The sequence below is a fragment of the bacterium genome (assembly GCA_037127815.1).
Lineage (GTDB): Bacteria > Patescibacteriota > Minisyncoccia > Phycocordibacterales > CAIZLB01 > CAIJKW01.
Genome location: JBAXXP010000002.1, coordinates 197145 through 214829, shown reverse-complemented (window position 1 = coordinate 214829; position 17685 = coordinate 197145). Strand labels below are relative to the sequence as shown.

Annotated in this window: 15 protein-coding genes; 11 read left to right on the top strand and 4 right to left on the bottom strand. The window is 35.8% G+C overall.

Translation table 11 applies throughout. The features are described 5' to 3' along the window. Positions 1–223: 223 nt before the first annotated feature. Positions 224–751 (bottom strand): hypothetical protein, encoded by a 528-nt coding sequence (locus tag WCQ00_02900; protein MEI6042489.1) that lies wholly within the window; start codon positions 749–751, stop codon positions 224–226. Between the two features lie 433 nt (positions 752–1184). Here WCQ00_02900 and leuA point away from each other — a divergent pair, with 433 nt between their 5' ends. Together leuA and WCQ00_02890 are read left to right on the top strand one after the other, a co-directional pair. Next, positions 1185–2834 (top strand): 2-isopropylmalate synthase, encoded by a 1650-nt coding sequence (gene leuA / locus WCQ00_02895; GenBank protein MEI6042488.1) that lies wholly within the window; start codon positions 1185–1187, stop codon positions 2832–2834. Between the two features lie 126 nt (positions 2835–2960). Further along, entirely contained in the window at positions 2961–3440 is a 480-nt protein-coding gene (locus WCQ00_02890) for a VOC family protein (GenBank protein ID MEI6042487.1), read from the top strand. 55 nt (positions 3441–3495) lie between these two features. Here the strand turns inward: WCQ00_02890 and WCQ00_02885 are convergent, their stop codons facing one another. Further along, complete coding sequence (locus WCQ00_02885; GenBank protein ID MEI6042486.1) at positions 3496–4680, bottom strand: methyltransferase; 1185 nt, start codon at positions 4678–4680, stop codon at positions 3496–3498. A gap of 108 nt (positions 4681–4788) precedes the next feature. Here WCQ00_02885 and WCQ00_02880 point away from each other — a divergent pair, with 108 nt between their 5' ends. Next, positions 4789–5178, top strand: coding sequence for a hypothetical protein (locus tag WCQ00_02880; GenBank protein ID MEI6042485.1), 390 nt, complete (start codon positions 4789–4791; stop codon positions 5176–5178). Further along, a complete protein-coding gene (locus WCQ00_02875) occupies positions 5179–6432 on the top strand; it encodes a DNA polymerase IV (protein MEI6042484.1) in 1254 nt (417 codons plus the stop codon). It abuts the gene before it with no gap. Between the two features lie 73 nt (positions 6433–6505). Here the strand turns inward: WCQ00_02875 and WCQ00_02870 are convergent, their stop codons facing one another. Beyond that, the gene (locus WCQ00_02870; protein MEI6042483.1) at positions 6506–7144 is read right to left on the bottom strand and encodes a hypothetical protein; all 639 of its coding nucleotides are present in this window, start codon (positions 7142–7144) and stop codon (positions 6506–6508) included. A gap of 147 nt (positions 7145–7291) precedes the next feature. Then, positions 7292–8098: a hypothetical protein gene (locus tag WCQ00_02865; GenBank protein MEI6042482.1), complete on the bottom strand. Its 807-nt coding sequence runs from the start codon at positions 8096–8098 to the stop codon at positions 7292–7294. A gap of 354 nt (positions 8099–8452) precedes the next feature. Between WCQ00_02865 and WCQ00_02860 the strand changes: the two genes are divergently transcribed. The 7 genes from WCQ00_02860 to WCQ00_02830 all read left to right on the top strand — a co-directional run bounded on the left by WCQ00_02860 (position 8453) and on the right by WCQ00_02830 (position 17673). After that, positions 8453–10213 carry an ABC transporter ATP-binding protein gene (locus WCQ00_02860; protein MEI6042481.1) on the top strand — a complete coding sequence of 587 codons (1761 nt, stop codon included), beginning with the start codon at positions 8453–8455 and terminating at the stop codon, positions 10211–10213. After that, positions 10197–11993: an ABC transporter ATP-binding protein gene (locus WCQ00_02855; protein ID MEI6042480.1), complete on the top strand. Its 1797-nt coding sequence runs from the start codon at positions 10197–10199 to the stop codon at positions 11991–11993. The genes WCQ00_02860 and WCQ00_02855 overlap by 17 nt, the downstream gene beginning before the upstream one ends. A 59-nt stretch (positions 11994–12052) precedes the next feature. Further along, positions 12053–13438 carry an amidophosphoribosyltransferase gene (purF, locus tag WCQ00_02850; GenBank protein ID MEI6042479.1) on the top strand — a complete coding sequence of 462 codons (1386 nt, stop codon included), beginning with the start codon at positions 12053–12055 and terminating at the stop codon, positions 13436–13438. Between the two features lie 50 nt (positions 13439–13488). After that, the gene (locus tag WCQ00_02845; GenBank protein ID MEI6042478.1) at positions 13489–14943 is read left to right on the top strand and encodes a PAS domain-containing sensor histidine kinase; all 1455 of its coding nucleotides are present in this window, start codon (positions 13489–13491) and stop codon (positions 14941–14943) included. A 15-nt stretch (positions 14944–14958) separates the two neighbouring features. Next, positions 14959–15615 carry a prepilin-type N-terminal cleavage/methylation domain-containing protein gene (locus WCQ00_02840; protein ID MEI6042477.1) on the top strand — a complete coding sequence of 219 codons (657 nt, stop codon included), beginning with the start codon at positions 14959–14961 and terminating at the stop codon, positions 15613–15615. Positions 15616–15668: 53 nt separating this feature from the next. Then, positions 15669–16115 (top strand): response regulator, encoded by a 447-nt coding sequence (locus WCQ00_02835; protein MEI6042476.1) that lies wholly within the window; start codon positions 15669–15671, stop codon positions 16113–16115. A gap of 64 nt (positions 16116–16179) precedes the next feature. Next, positions 16180–17673 carry a hypothetical protein gene (locus tag WCQ00_02830; GenBank protein MEI6042475.1) on the top strand — a complete coding sequence of 498 codons (1494 nt, stop codon included), beginning with the start codon at positions 16180–16182 and terminating at the stop codon, positions 17671–17673. The last annotated feature ends 12 nt before the right edge of the window (positions 17674–17685 follow it).

Here is a 17685-nt window from a genome sequence, read left to right as displayed (position 1 = left end):
TATGCCATATCACTTAATATTATATCAAGTGGTGCACTTACTTGTTGAACTCGCAATAAATATTTATGAACTCTGAGTGAGGCCTTTGTGTTTTCTTATTGACGATATAATCAGGGTAATATTTCAGGAGAAGGAGAATTCGGATGGTAAATAAAAACCCCCGGCAAGCGCTAGCGCTTGCCGGGGGTATCGGGAATTAGAAACTACTAGGATTCAAACGAGTTTACCGTGGGCCGTCCATGTCGAGTGAGTCCATGATTTCCAAACTTCGCATGGTCTCAAATTGCTCTCGGGTCATGTAGGTGACAACATATCCCTTGCGAATGAAAGCGGCTGGCACCTCAGACAGTTCAGGAAAGGCATCAATCATTGCCAGACGAAACGTCCTATTGAACCAACCCATCTCCTCTCGTAGATTGAGTTGTTGATCACGAAGCTCATCGATTTCCTGAGCAAGAGCATTCTGTACATTGATGCTCGAGGATGACAATCGGCGAATCATATCATTTTGCTTATCGATAACGACTTGCGGCATACTCATGGTCAGCTCGTAGCAGTCCTTGTACGCGTGAACCAACTGTTTCAGGTAGTCCGTCAAGACTGCTCCTTCAAGCACGGTTTCGCCGTCTTGAACTTCCTCAAAAATACTCGAGTCAACTTTTGTGAGGTCAATCTCGGCGATTTTTTCAGTGGAGGTTTTTGCGGTTTTTTTGCCGGCTGTTTTGTCTGCTGTTTTTGATAACGTACTCATCTGTGTGTTGTTTTCTGGGGTGATAGAATTGACCTGGTATTAGCAAAAGGCAATCAACGTTTGTTGATAGCTTGAATTGAAAAGGAACCGGTTTGGTAGAACAATACCACTAAAAATTCATCTGTCAATAAATTTAGGCTGAATTATTGCCCGGCATGAATATGAAAGGAACGCACTATCTTGACTTCATTACTGATATCCCATAAACTAATTATATGAACGGACACGGCATTAATAAATTAAACCTTCTCAACCTCCTTAAAAATGGTGGAGATTTTGCTTGTGTTTTAGCTAAGAATAAATAGTAGACAGATACAAGCCAGCTCTTCACCAAAGGAGCTGGTTTTGTTTTGCCTAAACGAAGGAGGTGATACAAAAGAAAATCGTAAATAGTTCTTTAGAAACATAACACATCAACAACAACCCCAACATCATGAATCCTACAAATAAATATAAAGCATTTCCAAGTATAGAATTAGAAGATAGAAAATGGCCGTCTCGTCAGATCACAGAAGCTCCAATATGGTGTAGTGTTGATTTGCGCGATGGTAATCAATCTCTTGCAATACCTATGACGGTTTCTCAAAAGACAAAAATGTTTTTGTCGCTTGTTAAATGTGGTTTTAAGGAAATTGAAGTTGGATTTCCAGCAGCTTCACCTACGGAATTTGAATTTGTTCGTCATTTAATTGAAGAAGATTTAATTCCCTCCGATGTGACAATTCAAGTTTTGGTTCAAGCAAGAGAAGATTTAATAATTCAAACAGTTAAATCTTTACGAGGTGTTAGAAAAGCTATTATTCACTTGTACAATTCAACATCCCCAGCACAAAGACGTGTTGTTTTTGGATTAGAAAAATCGGACATTGTTAAAATGGCGATACAGGGTACAAAGTGGGTTAAGGAATATTCATCGAAACTATATGGAACAGAGATTATATTTCAATATTCACCAGAAAGTTTTTCTGCTACTGAGGTAGATTTTGCACTTGAAGTTTGTGAGGCTGTGATGGACATATGGCAACCAACTGTTGAGAAAAAGATGATTATTAATTTGCCAGATACTGTGCAAGTTGCAATGCCAAACATATATGCAGATCAAATTGAATGGTTTTGTAGGAACATGGCTCGCAGAGATTGTGTTGTTATAAGTGTTCATACACATAATGACAGAGGAACTGGAGTTGCTGCAACTGAGCTTGGAATTCTTGCTGGAGCAGATAGGGTAGAAGGAACTCTTTTTGGAAACGGAGAGAGAACTGGAAACTTGGATATTATAATTGTTGCACTTAATCTTTTTACTCAGGGTATTGATCCGGGTTTGGATTTTACAAATATTGATTCTTTGCGCGGTGTATATGAGTGTTGTACAAATATGACTGTGCCACAACGCCATCCATATAGTGGGGAATTAGTATTCACTGCTTTCTCAGGTTCACATCAAGATGCTATTAGAAAAGGTCTTAATGCAAGAGAATCAGAAAATTCAATTGTGTGGGATGTTCCATATCTTGGTATTGATCCAAAAGATATTGGTCGTAGATACGATGAAGTTATAAGAGTTAACGGTCAATCTGGAAAGGGTGGTGTTGCTTATTTATTGGAGAATGAATGCAATATTCATTTACCAAAGGATATGGTTAGGGAATTTGGCGTAGTTGCTGGAAAGGAAATTGATGCACTTTGCCAAGAGGTAACAGCTGATGATTTGAGAAAAATGTTGTGGAAGGAATATATTGAAAAGAAATCACCTCATAAACTTTTGAATTTCTATTTTGTAGATGATGTTAAGGGCTGTAGTTGTACCGCCCTAATTGAATCGGACAATAATGAAAGAATTGATTTATCAGGAACTGGAAATGGCCCTATTGATGCTTTTGTTAATTCATTGCGTACAAAAGGTATTGCTGATATCAGTGTTATTAATCAATTTGAGCACGCATTAAGTGAAGGGGCAGAAGCAGAAGCTATTGCATATGTACAAGTTAGATTTGCTGATGGAAGTATTAAATGGGGAGCGGGAGTTGATAATAGTACGCCGCTAGCATCTGTTAGAGCTGTCATTAGTGCGTTGAACCGGTAAGTTTTGCTTTTTGAAATATAAACAAAAACAGACCTTAATATTATTTAACCACCGGCCCGAAGGGCCGGTGGTTTCTCTTTATAAATTTGGTATTCCTCTCTATTTTTTTAATGATATACTTCTGTTATGAAAATACATCCCGAAGTTACAATAGGACATGTTCACCTTACCGTTGCCAACCTTGATAGAGCGTTGGGCTTTTATAGAGATATATTAGGATTTGAAGTGACGACCAAATATGGAGACTCTGCAGTTTTTCTTTCAGCTGGTGGATATCATCACCATATTGGTTTAAATACTTGGTCAGGCCCTGGGGCTACACCTCCACCAAAAGGTCATAGCGGCTTATATCACTTTGCTATTTTGTACCCAACTAGGAAGGAACTAGCGGGAGCGTTGAATCGTTTGATTAATGCAAAGTACCCAATAACTGGCTCTGCTGATCATGGGGTTTCAGAAGCCTTGTATTTAACAGATCCAGATGGTAATGGTGTCGAGTTGTATGTGGATCGACCTCGTTCTGAATGGAAAGTTAAGAATGATGGGGAAGTTGAAATGGTTACCGAAGCACTGGACATTGATGATTTACTAAGTGAGTTAGAATAAACAAAACAGGCCCCGACACATGTGTCGGGGCCTGTTTTGTTTCCATACCTATTTGCTATTTGAACTTACAAACAAAAATTCTTGGATATAAATATATATTTTGAACAGATGTTGAAACAACAAGATCAAGAGTCTTAATAGTATCAAATTTAGAATCTTCCAACGCCTTCTCTAAAACTTTGTATTCAGTTGTACAGATTACCAACGTTCCATCCGCATTCAATGTCTCTTCACAATACTTTACAAAAGTACCGTAAAGACTATCTAGATTCACCTTGCTAGAAATTTGCATTCCAAAAGGTAAGTCGGATGCGATAACATCAAATTTTCCAAGATGGGGTTTGTTATAAATATCTGCAGTTTGTAAATGAATTTGTTTTATCAAACCCGCCTTCTTTATATTTAGTATCGCAAGCGCATTACTTTTACCATCGATATCAAATCCTATTAATTTCAAATCTGGATTAGAAATGCCAGCTTCAATTAAAAGAGTCCCGCTTCCTGAGAAAACATTCAAATATGATTTTGCAGTTTCAAGATTACAAAATGTATTCATCGCATATGCAATTGTAGGATTCAGCCCTCCTTTAATATTTGCAACTCTATAGTTTCTAAGTGATAGAGGCCTTGGAGAAAGTCTAACACCAACTTCCCAAATAAGACTTGGTTTGTTGATATAAATTTCCATATCAGCATCCTCAGTATTATTTAGTTTGTAAGTGGTTGTAATATAATTTTGAATTTCCTTTACCTCCTTAGTATCTGATCCTGCACATCTTAGTCTAAAACTCTTAAATGGAGTCTTCAAACTTTCTTGTTTGATTTTATTTAAGCGGGACTTTTCAGCTGGGGTAAGAGGGGTCTTACTTTTCCTTGGTTTTACGTCCTCAACTTTATTTCTTCCAAGAGCAATTTCAACAAGGTCCCCAATAGTTGCCTTGTGATTTGAAATATAGAATGGATTGTACTTTTCACCTCTTCTTATTACATAGGCATTAAGTACGCCTCTAAGTAATAGAACGTTTTGAAAATTTGGGATGTAGTCAAGAAATAGCTTATCTTCACCTTGTTCTGCAATGTTAAGTTCTGGATATTTTGCCAACTCATCAAGTACAGTTGCCTTAAGTCCTGGAATAAGTGTTATTTTAATAAGAATAGGCTCAATTACAGGGGCTACTTTAGGAGCAGCTGGTGCCACGATTTTTGACTTAGGTGTTGGTGATTTAGTTCTATATAACATAGTTGGCAAATAGTACATCATTTTTACGATTTTGTATAGACCTCGAGTCATTCGCGGTATTTGTCATCTCTCAATTGTAACCAATCCCAATATGATATAATAATAGGTATGACAACAAACCAAGAATTAGCAGGTATGCAAGAATTCGGTCCACAACTTCCATCAATGGATCAAGTTATTGAAGTTATAAAATTACACGGTGCTGAGGCAAAAGAATCAAAAGATACCATGTCTTTGTGGATGACAGAGCAACAAGAGCTATCTGATAAATCCACCAATAGGTATTCAAGAATTGAATTTAATATAAATTTAATAAAAATATATTTTGAATCAGGATTAATGAAGGATGCCAATGAAGTGGCATATGATACTTGGGATATGATTAATAATGAAATGCCGAAAGAAGGAGAAAGTTCATCCCCAGAATTTAGTGCTGTATATGATGATCTTCTGGAATTAAATATTCAAATCACAGCAGCTATAGAAAATAAACAATAGGTGGAAGTAGCAAAAATCGATAATAAAAAACACAAAGTAATCCTTCATATAGATGGAGATGCTTTTTTTGTGGGGGTGGAGATTGCAAAGAATCCAAAGCTTAGAGGTCTCCCCGTTGTTACTGGTGAGGAAAGGGGAATTGTATCCGCACTTTCATATGAGGCAAAGGCACTCGGAATAAAACGAGGGATGCCAATTTTTAAAGTACAAAGAGAGTATCCGAGTGTTCATATTTTGCCGGGGGACTATAAGTCCTATGTTAAATATTCAACAATGATGTTTGATATTGTTCGCAGGTATGTCGACGACGTAGAAGAGTATAGTATTGATGAATGCTTTGGCGATTTAACTGGCTTAGATAAACCACTTGGCATGACGTATAAAGAAATTGCTGAGAAAATTAAAAAGGAAGTAAATGAGGAGCTTGATTTGTCAGTTTCTATTGGGCTCGCTCCAACAAAAGTTCTTGCAAAGGTTGCTTCCAATTGGGTTAAGCCAAATGGTTTAACGGTGATGGAGCCAGATTCTGCCCCAGATTTTCTAGTGAAAGTTCCAATAGGAAAAATCTGGGGCATCGGTCCAAAAACCGCCGAGCTCCTAATAATGAAGGATATAAGAACAGCCAGAGACTTCTACGATAAAAGTATTGAATGGGTTAGATTAATACTATCAGCTCCGTATGAGGTTATTTGGCAAGAGCTTCATGGGGTAATGATAAATGAAATAAATAGTGAGGTGAAGGACTCGTATTCATCGATACAAAAAACCAGAACATTTCACCCTCCCACAAATGACAAAACTTTTTTATGGTCACAGCTTTCAAAAAATATTGAGGAGGCTTGTAGAAAAGCAAGACACTATAAATTGGTACCAAAAAAGATTTCATTGTTTCTTAAAACTCAAGAGTTTGAATTTGCAACAGGCTCAGTGCACCTTCCTGTTCCTTCAAACTCACCTGAGATATTATTACCATTAATGTATGCAGAGTTTGAAAGAATGCATACAAGAGGTGTGATGTATCGTACAACTGGAGTGACCTTGCAAGACTTAACACAAAATTTTGTACCACAAGCTGATTTGTTTGGAGGAACTAATAAGGCGGATAAGTTCGATTTAATTCATAAGCAATTAGATTCACTGGAAGACAAGCTTGGAAAGCGCGTTGTGTATCTTGCTTCAACTCACAATGCACTTGAAAATAAAGCTGGTGGAACAGATTCTGAAGATTTGGATCGGGACTTACTATTCTTATAGAAAATATATTCCCCGCACATTGCTGTGCGGGGAATATGTCCGAATGTATAGGTACGTGCCTATAAAAACGTACTTAGCAAAAATCCATTTCTTCGTAGAAAAGACATCCAAGAAGGCTTTGTTTTTTTGCCCACCGTACAATTGAGCTGTCATATGAACTTGTATGTTCAAAGGCTTTGATTGCTAGGTATTCTCGAGTCCATTCGCGAACCTGACCCTCATTAAGAAGTTCCTTGATTACTTGTGCATAATCATTTGGATCGGTGACTACAGTAACAGAAGCCCCATTTTGAGCTGCTGCCCGAATAAGTGCTGGTCCACAAATATCAATATTCTTGAACCCTGGCGCTTTCTTGAAGTCAGGGAGGTTCATTACAACCATGTCAATAGGCATAATTCCATAGGTTTCCAAATCCTCCATATCGCCAAGCCTCTCACGATTGGCAATGATTCCCACCAAAATATTGGAATCGAGTATTTTCATTTGCCCATTCAATATTATTTCTGTAAAACGGGAATCATCTACAGGTTTGCATGGTATACCAAGCAACTTAAGTCTGGCCGCAGTTTTGCCAGTTGAAATAATATTCCAACCACTATTGATTAATTGTCCAAAGTCCTCAACGGCCGTTTCATCTTCGACGGAAATAAGAACGTTTTTTTTAAATTTAACACTCATAATGTTTGTTTGTTTTGCGAATTGTTTTGTCAAGATTCTAGCCGGTTGGCTACCTATATAGAAGTAACAAGATATCCACTCGGATCTCTCTAATTAGCATGGTAGCACTAAAACGCCCTCTGTAAAGAGGGCGTTTTAGTTATCTGAAGATAGATTTATTAAATAGACTTGATAATCTTTCTACTTTACAAACATCTTTGTTAACCATCCAAACAAACTAAATGCATTTTCATTTTGAGTTACATAATTTGTCAGCTTTGTCTGTTCACCTTCTAATACCTTAATTTGGGCATCAAGCGCAGTACGATCAGTGTTTGTTGCTGCCTTATCAAGAAGTAATTTAAGCTGAGCGATATTTGCTGTTGTCGTTGCCATCTCATCCTTAATTACATTCAGATTTCTATAATCACTTCCAAAGAAGAATTTACTTATAGAACCTTTTTTCTCAACCTTTTCTATTGATGATGCTGTAGTAGTTGCTGAATCATTTTGATTTCTAGCAATCTCTCTTACTTTGCTTCCGATACCACCTTCTCTGTCTGCAACACTTAATAATGATTTAACAAAAGTTGCTACCGTACTGCGATGATCCTCTGATACGGACTTACCGTTACTGTCTTCTTTATTTGTACTTGAGGCTGTAGTGGAAGACTTTTCAGAGCGCCTACCGTCAGAAAATTGTTTTGTGTTGTTCCCATTATTTTTCTCAACAGATCTAATTTCCATTTTGTTTTGTTCTTTAATTTGGACTGCTGATGTGGCTGACGAGCTACCGTTTGTCTGACGATAAAGTTCAGACTGATTGTTTTCGATTTTATTCTTCTCCATTTCTCTTTCTGTGCTTGTTGATTCAAATTGCTCGTTCTTATTTGAATTTTCGTTCAATTCTTTTTGACTGTTCTCGCCTCTTGATTGAGACTCTGCGTTAGCAAGGGAAAAGCTTGAGACTAATAATGCAATAGCTAGGGTTGATAATATTTTCTTCATGTTTTATGTATGTTTAAAATTTTAAAGCCGATGTCTAATTATACCACCGATTCCTATAGTCAAGAGTTATTTTTGCACAACCAAGTTTATTTCCTAGGTGCTTATTACTTGGCCAAGAGTTGTGAATTTCTTTGTTTGCTTAAAAAAAACTGTGCTATAATTTATGCATTAAAAAATAATAAAAATTAAAATGGCTAAAGGGAATAACGCTCAAGGTAAGAATAAGAAAAAAATGAAGGCAAAGAAGATTGTAATAAAGCCTTAGATAAAAAAGACCCGGCCGGCGCCTTCGCGCCGGCCGGGTCTTTTTTATATTTAAGTACATAATTCCATATGCTATAATCATACATAGTAATGAAAAAAAACAAGAGAGAAAAAAAGGAAAATCCGAGTCTATTTGGTACTCTAAAGCCATACTCATCACTGATCTCCTTACTCGTTATACTAACTATTATTGCAAATGGTCTTACGTTGCTTGTTCCAAAAATAATCGCTAGAGCTATTGATACATATGCAAAAGGTTCTTTTGATATTAATGTTGTAACTTTAGAATTTTTCACAGTAGCGATTTTGATATTTATCTTTACATACCTTCTTGGTGTTGCCCAAATTTATACTTCTGGCAGAGTAGCAAGAGACCTTAGGAGAAAATTAATGGCCAAGATATCCGTTCAGGATTATTCATATATTCAGAAGGTGACACCGTCAAAACTTCTAACAAACTTAACATCGGACATTGATAATATTAAAACCTTTGTCTCTCAATCCGTTTCTTCGGTGGTCTCATCTATATTTTTAATAGTTGGTTCGATGACCCTTCTTTTGCTTATAAACTGGAGGTTAGCCCTTGCTGTTCTTTCTGTGATTCCAATAATTGGATTCACATTTTATTTCGTTTTTTCCAAAGTTAGAAAACTTTTTAAAAAATCACAAGAAGCAATTGATGCACTGAACAAAGTAATCAATGAAAGTATACTTGGTTCTGCATTAATTAGATTATTGAATTCACATGATTATGAATATCAAAAGTTTTTAATCGTAAATACTGAAGCAAAAAATATTGGATTAAGAATCTTAGGTCTATTTGCAGGGCTTGTTCCAGTAATTACATTTTTTACAAATATCGCAACACTTATAATATTAACACTTGGGGGTCATTATGTAATTGCAGGTACGATGACTCTTGGAAGCTTCAGTGCTTTTAATAACTATTTGATTATTTTAATTTTTCCCATAATGATTCTTGGTTTTACTAGTGCTGTTATTGCGCAAGCTACACCTTCTTGGGAGAGAATTTCAGAAGTCTTAAATGAGCCTAGGAAAAAAGACACAGGAACAACAGTTGCAAATATTGACGGTAATGTTTGTGTTAAGCACGTTTCTGTTACGCTAGGAAATAAGATGATTCTAAAAGATGTATCCTTTAGTGTAAAAGCTGGGACAAAGACAGCAATCATTGGTCCAACAGCTGCTGGCAAGACTCAATTGCTATATTTACTCATTGGATTATTTTCTCCAAACTCTGGAATTATTGAATATGATGAAAGGGATATAGATTTTTACAGCAAGGAATCTCTACATAAACAAGTAGGGTTTGTATTCCAAGATAGTATAATGTTCAATTTAACTCTAAGAGAAAATATTGCTTTCAGTAACACTGTAAAGGATGAAGATCTAGAAAAGGCTATTCAGACAGCAGAACTTTATGACTTTATAGATAGTCTCCCAAATAAACTCGATACTATAGTTTCAGAAAGAGGAACCAGTCTTTCTGGTGGTCAAAAGCAAAGAGTCATGCTTGCTCGTGCACTTGCTTTAAATCCAAAAGTCTTGCTACTAGATGATTTTACAGCCAGAGTGGACAATACAACTGAAAAAAAGATTTTGAAGAATATTGAAAGGAATTATCCAGGTATTACTCTAATATCAGTTACTCAAAAAATCGCTCCCATTGAAAACTATGATGAAATTATTCTACTGATGGATGGGGAGATTTTAACCACTGGTACACATGAGGAGCTTATGAAGACTTCTCCAGAATATGTTCAGATTTATGATTCTCAGCAAAGTACAAATAATTACGAAAGTACAAACAAACATGAAATACCAGCTTAATAAAACAGAAAAAAAAGACAGAAAGGTGAGTTTGTGGAGTGCTTTTAAGAAAATGAAATCCTTCATTAAGGGAGAAAAGCGTAATTTAATAATGGCTTTAATCGCTACAATAGTCACTTCATCTGCTGCCCTAGTTGCCCCGCTTATAATTGGTTATACAATAGACAATTATATTCAAAAAGGTAACTACAGAGAAGTTCTATTAACAGCTGTATTATTATTCATAATTTATTTCATTGGATTATTTTCGAGTTATATACAGACAACAAGAATGGGCGGAGTCGGAAGAAGGATTTTATTCAATTTACGTAATACTGTTTTCAATAAGCTTCAGGAGTTGCCCTTGGTTTTCTTTAATCAAAATAAAGTCGGAGATTTAATTTCTCGTATTAATAATGACACAGACCAACTGAATCAATTTTTCTCTCAGGCTTTGATGCAATTCATGAGAAACTTTTTCTTGATAGTTGGTGCTGGAATATTTCTTCTTGTGTTGAATCCTAAGCTTGGTATAGTAGCTTTAATTCCAGCGATTCTAGTTTTTATTATTTCAAGAATTATTTCTGGTTGGGTGAAGAAAAAAAATCTAGAAAATTTACAAAGTCTTGGAGGAATGAGTGCTGAGATTCAAGAAAATATAGATAATTTTAAGGTTGTTGTTGCTTTCAATAGAATGGATTATTTTCGCAAAAAGTTTGACAATGTTAATGAAACAAATTTCAAAGCTAACTTTGGTGCTGGTATTGCAAATAACTTGTTTACACCAATATATAGTTTGGCATCAAATATTGGTCAACTTCTTGTTTTAGTTTATGGTATTTATCTTATTTCCGCTGGACAGCTTACCATTGGTTTGCTGATTGGTTTTATGCTTTATACAACAAGCTTTTATGGGCCATTGCAACAGCTTGCTTCTGTGTGGTCATCTCTACAGCAGGCGCTTGCCGGCTTAGATAGAATATCGGAAATTCTTGTCCTTAAATCAAATCTAGAGGTTTTAGATCTAACAAAAGAAGATAAACAGAAGGGTATTCCATCCGGAAATTTACCCACAAAAAATGAGAGCCTTATTATCGAGTTTAAAAATGTTTCATTTGGTTATCCTGATGGAGGGAGCGTGTTAAGTAATATTAATCTTAAATTTGATAAAGGAAAGACCTATGCACTTGTAGGTCCAACTGGCGGAGGAAAGACAACAACAGCTTCCTTAATGGCTAGATTATTTGATCCAACAGAAGGAACGATTTTTCTAGACGGCATTGATATTAGGTCGTATCAGCCAGCAGATAGAGTTAAAAAAATTGGTTTTATTCTACAAGAACCATTCCTTTTTTCAGGTACAGTTAAAGATAATATTATTTATGGTAATGACAATTATGCGAACTATTCAAATGAAATGCTTCGCGATGAACTTGAAAAAGCTGGATTATCAAAGTTGTTAGCAAGATTTGAAAACGGTCTTGATTCTAAAGTGACAACATCAGGTGATGGTATTAGTTTGGGACAGAAACAATTAATTGCGTTTATTCGTGCAATTTTGCATAAACCAGAGATTTTAATTTTAGATGAGGCAACAGCAAACATTGATACTGTAACCGAGCAATTATTGGAAGAAATACTTATGAAGCTTCCGTCTGAAACTACAAAAGTAATTATTGCCCACAGGCTAAATACAATAGATAGGGCCGATGAAATTTGTTTTGTAAATTCTGGAACAATAACCGTTGCTGGTTCAATGGAACATGCTGTGAAGATGCTTATGCATGGCGGGCATAATTAGCTTTTATTTGGGGTCAGGCACCATGGTGCCTGACCCCAAATATATGATACAATAAGTGTATGGAAAACCCTGGAGAAAAATGTGCAGTATTTGGAATCTATGGTAAAGGTCTAGACGTAAGCCGTCTGACCTTTTTTGGTTTATACTCTCTACAACATAGAGGGCAGGAGAATTCAGGAATTGCAACAACAGATGGGGAAGAAATATTTTGTCATAAAGGAGTTGGATTAGTATCGCAAGTCTTCAATGAGAAAATAATACAAAGTCTACCAGGATACATTGGAATAGGTCACAATAGATATTCAACCTCGTCAGGTGCCGGAGTTGAGTACGCACACCCCATAGAAACTTCTGACAAGACAATCACCTTGGTGCACAATGGAAACCTACCTAGCACAACGCTATTAACAAAGTTTTTGAAGGATAGGGGAATAGAATTGCAAAAAGCTTCCGACTCTATGATAATCACAGAAGCACTGCACGCCCTTGTTACTAAAGGTAAAACAATAGAAGATGCTATAGAAGAAATTTTCCCGCTAATGACGGGATCTTTTTCTATATTAATAATGACTAAGAATAAGTTGATTGCACTTAGAGATCAATATGGAATTAGACCACTATCTATTGCCAAGTTAAATGGAGGCTTTGTTTTTGCATCAGAAACCTGCGCCTTTCATCCAATTGGTGCAACTTTTATGAGAGATGTGAATCCAGGAGAAATGGTTGTTGTAGATGAGAGCGGGCTTAAGATAAAACAAATCGTAAAAGGAATTCAGAAGCTGGATATTTTTGAATTCGTATATTTTTCCCGACCTGACAGTACTTTGCTTGGCAAGTCAATTTATGATGTTAGAAAGAATTTTGGAAAGCGCTTAGCAGAGGAGTATTTAATTGATGCAGATGTTGTTATACCAATTCCTGAGACTTCAATTCCTGTTGCTATAGGTTATGCAAATGCATCTGGAATTCCATTTGAAATGGGAATTATTAAAAGTAGATATATTCACAGAACTTTTATCGAACCAGAACAGCATATTAGAGAACAGGGTGTTAAGTTAAAACTAGCACCACTTAAAGAGATGATTGAAAATAAAAGGGTTATTGTTGTCGATGATTCAATTGTTAGAGGAACTACATCTCGCCAAATTGTTAAAATGCTTTTTGAAACGGGCGCAAAGGAGGTTCACTTTGTTATAAGTTCTCCGCCAGTTAAATATCCAGATTTTTATGGAATAGATTTACCAAAGCAATCTGACTTACTTGCATCTAAAATGAGTATTGAAGAGATGAATAAATATTTAGGTTCTACATCTTTAAATTTTCTGTCCTACGATGGAATGATAGAATCAACTGGACTTAGCGAATCACTATTTTGCACATCATGTTTTAATGGAAAGTACCCAATTGATTTAAGAGAGAGAAAGGATGAGGTTTCGTACGAATAATCAGGGTCCATACACTGTAGTACATGAGTTCTGTGTGATATAATATTTCTATGACTGAAAATGTAGAAAATGAAATACCAGCTTTGGTGCCAACTACAGTTGAACCATTGTTGGAAAAAGCAAAGGATCCATCTTCAGAACTAGAACAAAAGGATATTCTTGTTAGACATATTACAATTAGTATTACAACTGTAATTGTGCTAATGGGACTTTTGTTTTGGGTCACCCCTTTCTTCACTGATATATTTTTATATCCTCAAAAATATTTTAATCTAGAAGGAGCGGGTACTGGAGGAGGAATGTTCACTAGTTTCTCTGCTTCTGGATTTGAAGCATTGATATTGTTGATTTCTGCCTATATAACTACAGTACTTATTGGTTATATAGTGTATCTTCTTTTAACATCAACAACGCGAGCAGAGCTTATCTCTTCATATAAGACAAAAAAACTACTAGGTTCAAAGATGGAGCTTGAGGAAATATATGAAAATGCACCAATACCATATTTAACAATTAACGAAGAAGGTGAAATACATGGATGTAATAAATCTGCTCTAAGATTTTTTGGAGTTATACCAGCCGAAATTTCAGGAAAAAATTTCTTTTTTTATACAGCAGAAGAAGATAAGGAACTGGGTGAGAAATTCCTTAATTTTTACAAATCTAATCTACCAATCAATAAGGAGGAAATTAGAATGATAACAAAAGAAGGTTCAGTTAAATGGGCTTCAATTTCAATATTTCAAAGTAAAGATTTTTCAACAGGTAAGAAAAGTGGTTTGGTTACAGTTTTTGATATAACAGAGCAAAAGCAATTGGATCAAGCAAAGACAGAATTCGTCTCCTTAGCTTCACATCAATTGAGAACACCTCTTGCAACAATTAAATGGTATACAGAAATGCTTTCATCTGGAGATTTAGGTGTCTTAACAGATAAGCAAAAAGAATATTTAGGTAGAATGGCTAGGGTTAATAAAGATATGGTTGATTTAGTAGAGACTTTATTAAATGTTTCAAGAATAGAAATCGGTACACTTGCAATAACAAAAGAATCTACAAATGTGCCCCTAATTGTTGATGGAATTATCGTTGAACTTGCGTCGCAAATTGATGCAAAGAAAATCGTATTTAATAAGAAATACAATAATGCATTATCAAATGTGAATAGTGATCCAAAACTTCTCAGAATTGTTATTCAAAACCTGATTACAAATGCCATTAAGTACAATAGAGACGGCGGAAGTATAACAATTGATTTGCAGGATGGAGTAAGTCTAGATCAAGGAGAAATAAGCGTAACAGATACTGGTCTGGGAATTCCAAAGGATCAGCAAAACAGAGTTTTTTCAAAGCTGTTTCGTGCGAAAAATGTACAGGATGTTAGTAGTAGCCAAAGTACTGGACTTGGTCTATATCTTGTTAAATCAGTTGCTGAGGCACTTGGCGGAAGTATTAGTTTTGCATCAGAGGAGAATGTTGGCTCAACTTTCACTTTGAGGTTATAATATATTAACAAAAATATGCGAATTTTTAAAAAATACAAAGAGGAAGGAATCTCAAAACTGATAGGGGGGGGCTCTAGATCTAGGTTCAAGAAAGCTGGCTTCACTCTAATTGAACTTCTGGTGGTTATTTCAATTATTGCTTTGCTTTCATCTGTTGTTTTGGCTTCAGTAAATACAGCGAGACAAAAGGCTCAGATATCAAAGGTGAGAAGTGATATGGAGGAATTTGCCAAGGCCTTGGAGTTATATAGGACAAGTTTTGGATCATATCCGAAATTTCCTCTAGGCTCTTGGCTTCAAGATCAGTACCAACTTGGTGTACCCGCATCTACCTTAACTGAAGTTACTGATAATGTAAGCGCTTTACTTAAAACAAAAAAGCTATATATGGGTGATTTGACTAAATCACTAATCTCTCTTCCTAAGTTGGGTTATATGTATATAGCTTATGTCACCGATCCTGTTGAGTTATCGGAGTATTTTTCACGCTACTACTCTTGCGGTGGTATTAAAACATTTAATAATTATTATATACAAATTTATCTTCAAGATATTGATAGTCAATTGTATGGTCAACCTTCTTTTCCATTTACGAGTTCCTACTGGAATAAGGAAATAATAGATTGGGGAGAAGGGCCTTCTGAATTAGGTGATTATTGCATGGGAAACTGATTTAACTACTTACCTTGGCCAAAACCCCAAATTAAGGCTATAATATAACCATCATGGAACAACAAAACACAACAAATCAAACTGATGCAAATCTAGACGTAAACACAGCTGCTGAGCCGGCAGTAACTATTAAGAAAAAAGTATTAGTAATTGATGATGACGAGAACCTTTCTTCCGTTTTAGTAGATAAACTAAACTTCTCAGGTTTTATCGCTGAATCAGCTGGAGACGGAGTAATTGGTCTAAAGAAAGCATTTGAAATAAAGCCAGACGTAATTTTGCTTGACGTAAAAATGCCAAATATGAGTGGTTGGGAGACATTAGAAAAACTAAGAACTGATCCTTGGGGAGAACATGCAAAAGTTATGATGCTTACATCAATTGATAAGCCAGAGAGTGTCGCTCATGCAATGGAGCAGGGAACTACCGTTTTTCTAGTTAAAACAAACTACACCTTAGATCAAATTGTGGAGAAGGTGAAGGAGGTTTTAACTATGTAATCATTTTCGGATTTCTTGCATTATAATTCTTAAACTTTTTTACTTATAGTGATATAATATTACTATGTTTTTGAATATCGAAAAAAAACACTCGAACATGGACAATGACAGAATCTTAAAAAATAAAGGTTCTGTTACTTTTGTTTTCTATTTTATAATAGGTCTTACACTACTTGCGGTAGCTGCATACTATATTGGTATAAATGAGCAAGGAAAGCTATTTCAATCTATAGTAACTAAGAAGCAACAACAAGAAGATGCTGTACTTAGAGGCCCAATTACAGATCAAAATCCCGCAGGTTCAGAAGCTCCGACAGTTGAGGAAGTTGCAATCAAAAGTCTTATAGATTCGCCAATTACTGTGCTTAAAAATATTAAAAATTCAGTCAACACTGCAAAGACTGTTGCAGGCGGTGGAATAAACAGTGGTGTTGGTGCTATTGGCAAGATCACGTTTGGAGAAGGTGTTGATCCAAATTCATCTGATGTCTCAAATATTATCATGGCAGCAAGTGGCTCTCAGTATCTAATTAAAACCAATAATGATAAGAATGGTGTAAATATTACCTTATCAAATGGAGAGGCGATGGGGGATGTTTGCTACAACACGCCAACAGAAAGACTTTGTTTCCCATATTATAAGCTAGATAAAATTTGGGCTATCGGCGATTTAAATAAAGACGGCATAAATGATGCTGTAATTTCTATATCTGCAACTGAAAATGGTACAGCAAACAAAACTATAACAAATAATTTTTATACTCTGCTTTCAGAAGCTCCAATTGCTGTCGTTGCTCCCGCTCCAGCGGTTAGTTCTTCAAGCTCTATAATTTCTGTACCTTTACCTCGATACACTATCGTCCCATTTAATTATGGTGTATATTCGCCATCAATCTCATCAGTAGAAATTAGTGATAACGTTGCAACATTGATTGGAGGTTTTTATGTGAGTGGCGATAAGATTGGTAAGCCATCGGTCAATAAGGTGATTAGATATGATGTTGCAACTAGCACATCTATAGAAGGTGGCGACTCATCTGTTGCCACCAGTCCAGCGGTCCCTTTTATATATTCTATGCGCAAAATTGCAGAGGCGAGGTTATTTAAAGAACAATCTGAAAGTACATCAATTTGGTATCCGTATAATTATGCATATAAAGGTCTAAATTTTTCATTCCGTGCTCCAGATACTTGGCAAAGAAAGGAGAACTTTGATAAGGGTACGATGATAACATTTACAGAGCCAGAGGGTAGAACAATAGTATTTAGTACATTGTCGATAATGGGAACTTGTGCAGAATATACTTTTGGATTAAGTAATTCAACAAGTGTCAAAGTTAAAAGTTCCGAGTTTATTGATCTAGGTCAATTTGGTGTTGGTTCATATATTAAATACGCGGTAACTTCTGGGGGTGATAGCACATATCATGCGGATATTTGTGTAAGCGATAAAAATGGAGATAGGAGCATTTTTGGATTGTATGCAATAGCAAAGGAAGATAGTAGTCCATACTTTTCAATTTTCGATAAGATATTTAGTACTTTCAAGATTAATTAGCAACCTCTTTAC

Excerpts from the sequence above, each read along its gene's own strand:
- WCQ00_02845 (MEI6042478.1), top strand. The coding sequence starts at position 13,489 with ATGACTGAAAATGTAGAAAATGAAATACCAGCTTTGGTGCCAACTACA.
- WCQ00_02880 (MEI6042485.1), top strand. The coding sequence starts at position 4,789 with ATGACAACAAACCAAGAATTAGCAGGTATGCAAGAATTCGGTCCACAA.
- purF (MEI6042479.1), top strand. The coding sequence starts at position 12,053 with ATGGAAAACCCTGGAGAAAAATGTGCAGTATTTGGAATCTATGGTAAA.
- WCQ00_02900 (MEI6042489.1), bottom strand. The coding sequence starts at position 751 with ATGAGTACGTTATCAAAAACAGCAGACAAAACAGCCGGCAAAAAAACC.
- leuA (MEI6042488.1), top strand. The coding sequence starts at position 1,185 with ATGAATCCTACAAATAAATATAAAGCATTTCCAAGTATAGAATTAGAA.
- WCQ00_02860 (MEI6042481.1), top strand. The coding sequence starts at position 8,453 with ATGAAAAAAAACAAGAGAGAAAAAAAGGAAAATCCGAGTCTATTTGGT.
- WCQ00_02890 (MEI6042487.1), top strand. The coding sequence starts at position 2,961 with ATGAAAATACATCCCGAAGTTACAATAGGACATGTTCACCTTACCGTT.
- WCQ00_02840 (MEI6042477.1), top strand. The coding sequence starts at position 14,959 with ATGCGAATTTTTAAAAAATACAAAGAGGAAGGAATCTCAAAACTGATA.
- WCQ00_02855 (MEI6042480.1), top strand. The coding sequence starts at position 10,197 with ATGAAATACCAGCTTAATAAAACAGAAAAAAAAGACAGAAAGGTGAGT.
- WCQ00_02835 (MEI6042476.1), top strand. The coding sequence starts at position 15,669 with ATGGAACAACAAAACACAACAAATCAAACTGATGCAAATCTAGACGTA.
- WCQ00_02885 (MEI6042486.1), bottom strand. The coding sequence starts at position 4,680 with ATGTTATATAGAACTAAATCACCAACACCTAAGTCAAAAATCGTGGCA.
- WCQ00_02865 (MEI6042482.1), bottom strand. The coding sequence starts at position 8,098 with ATGAAGAAAATATTATCAACCCTAGCTATTGCATTATTAGTCTCAAGC.
- WCQ00_02830 (MEI6042475.1), top strand. The coding sequence starts at position 16,180 with ATGTTTTTGAATATCGAAAAAAAACACTCGAACATGGACAATGACAGA.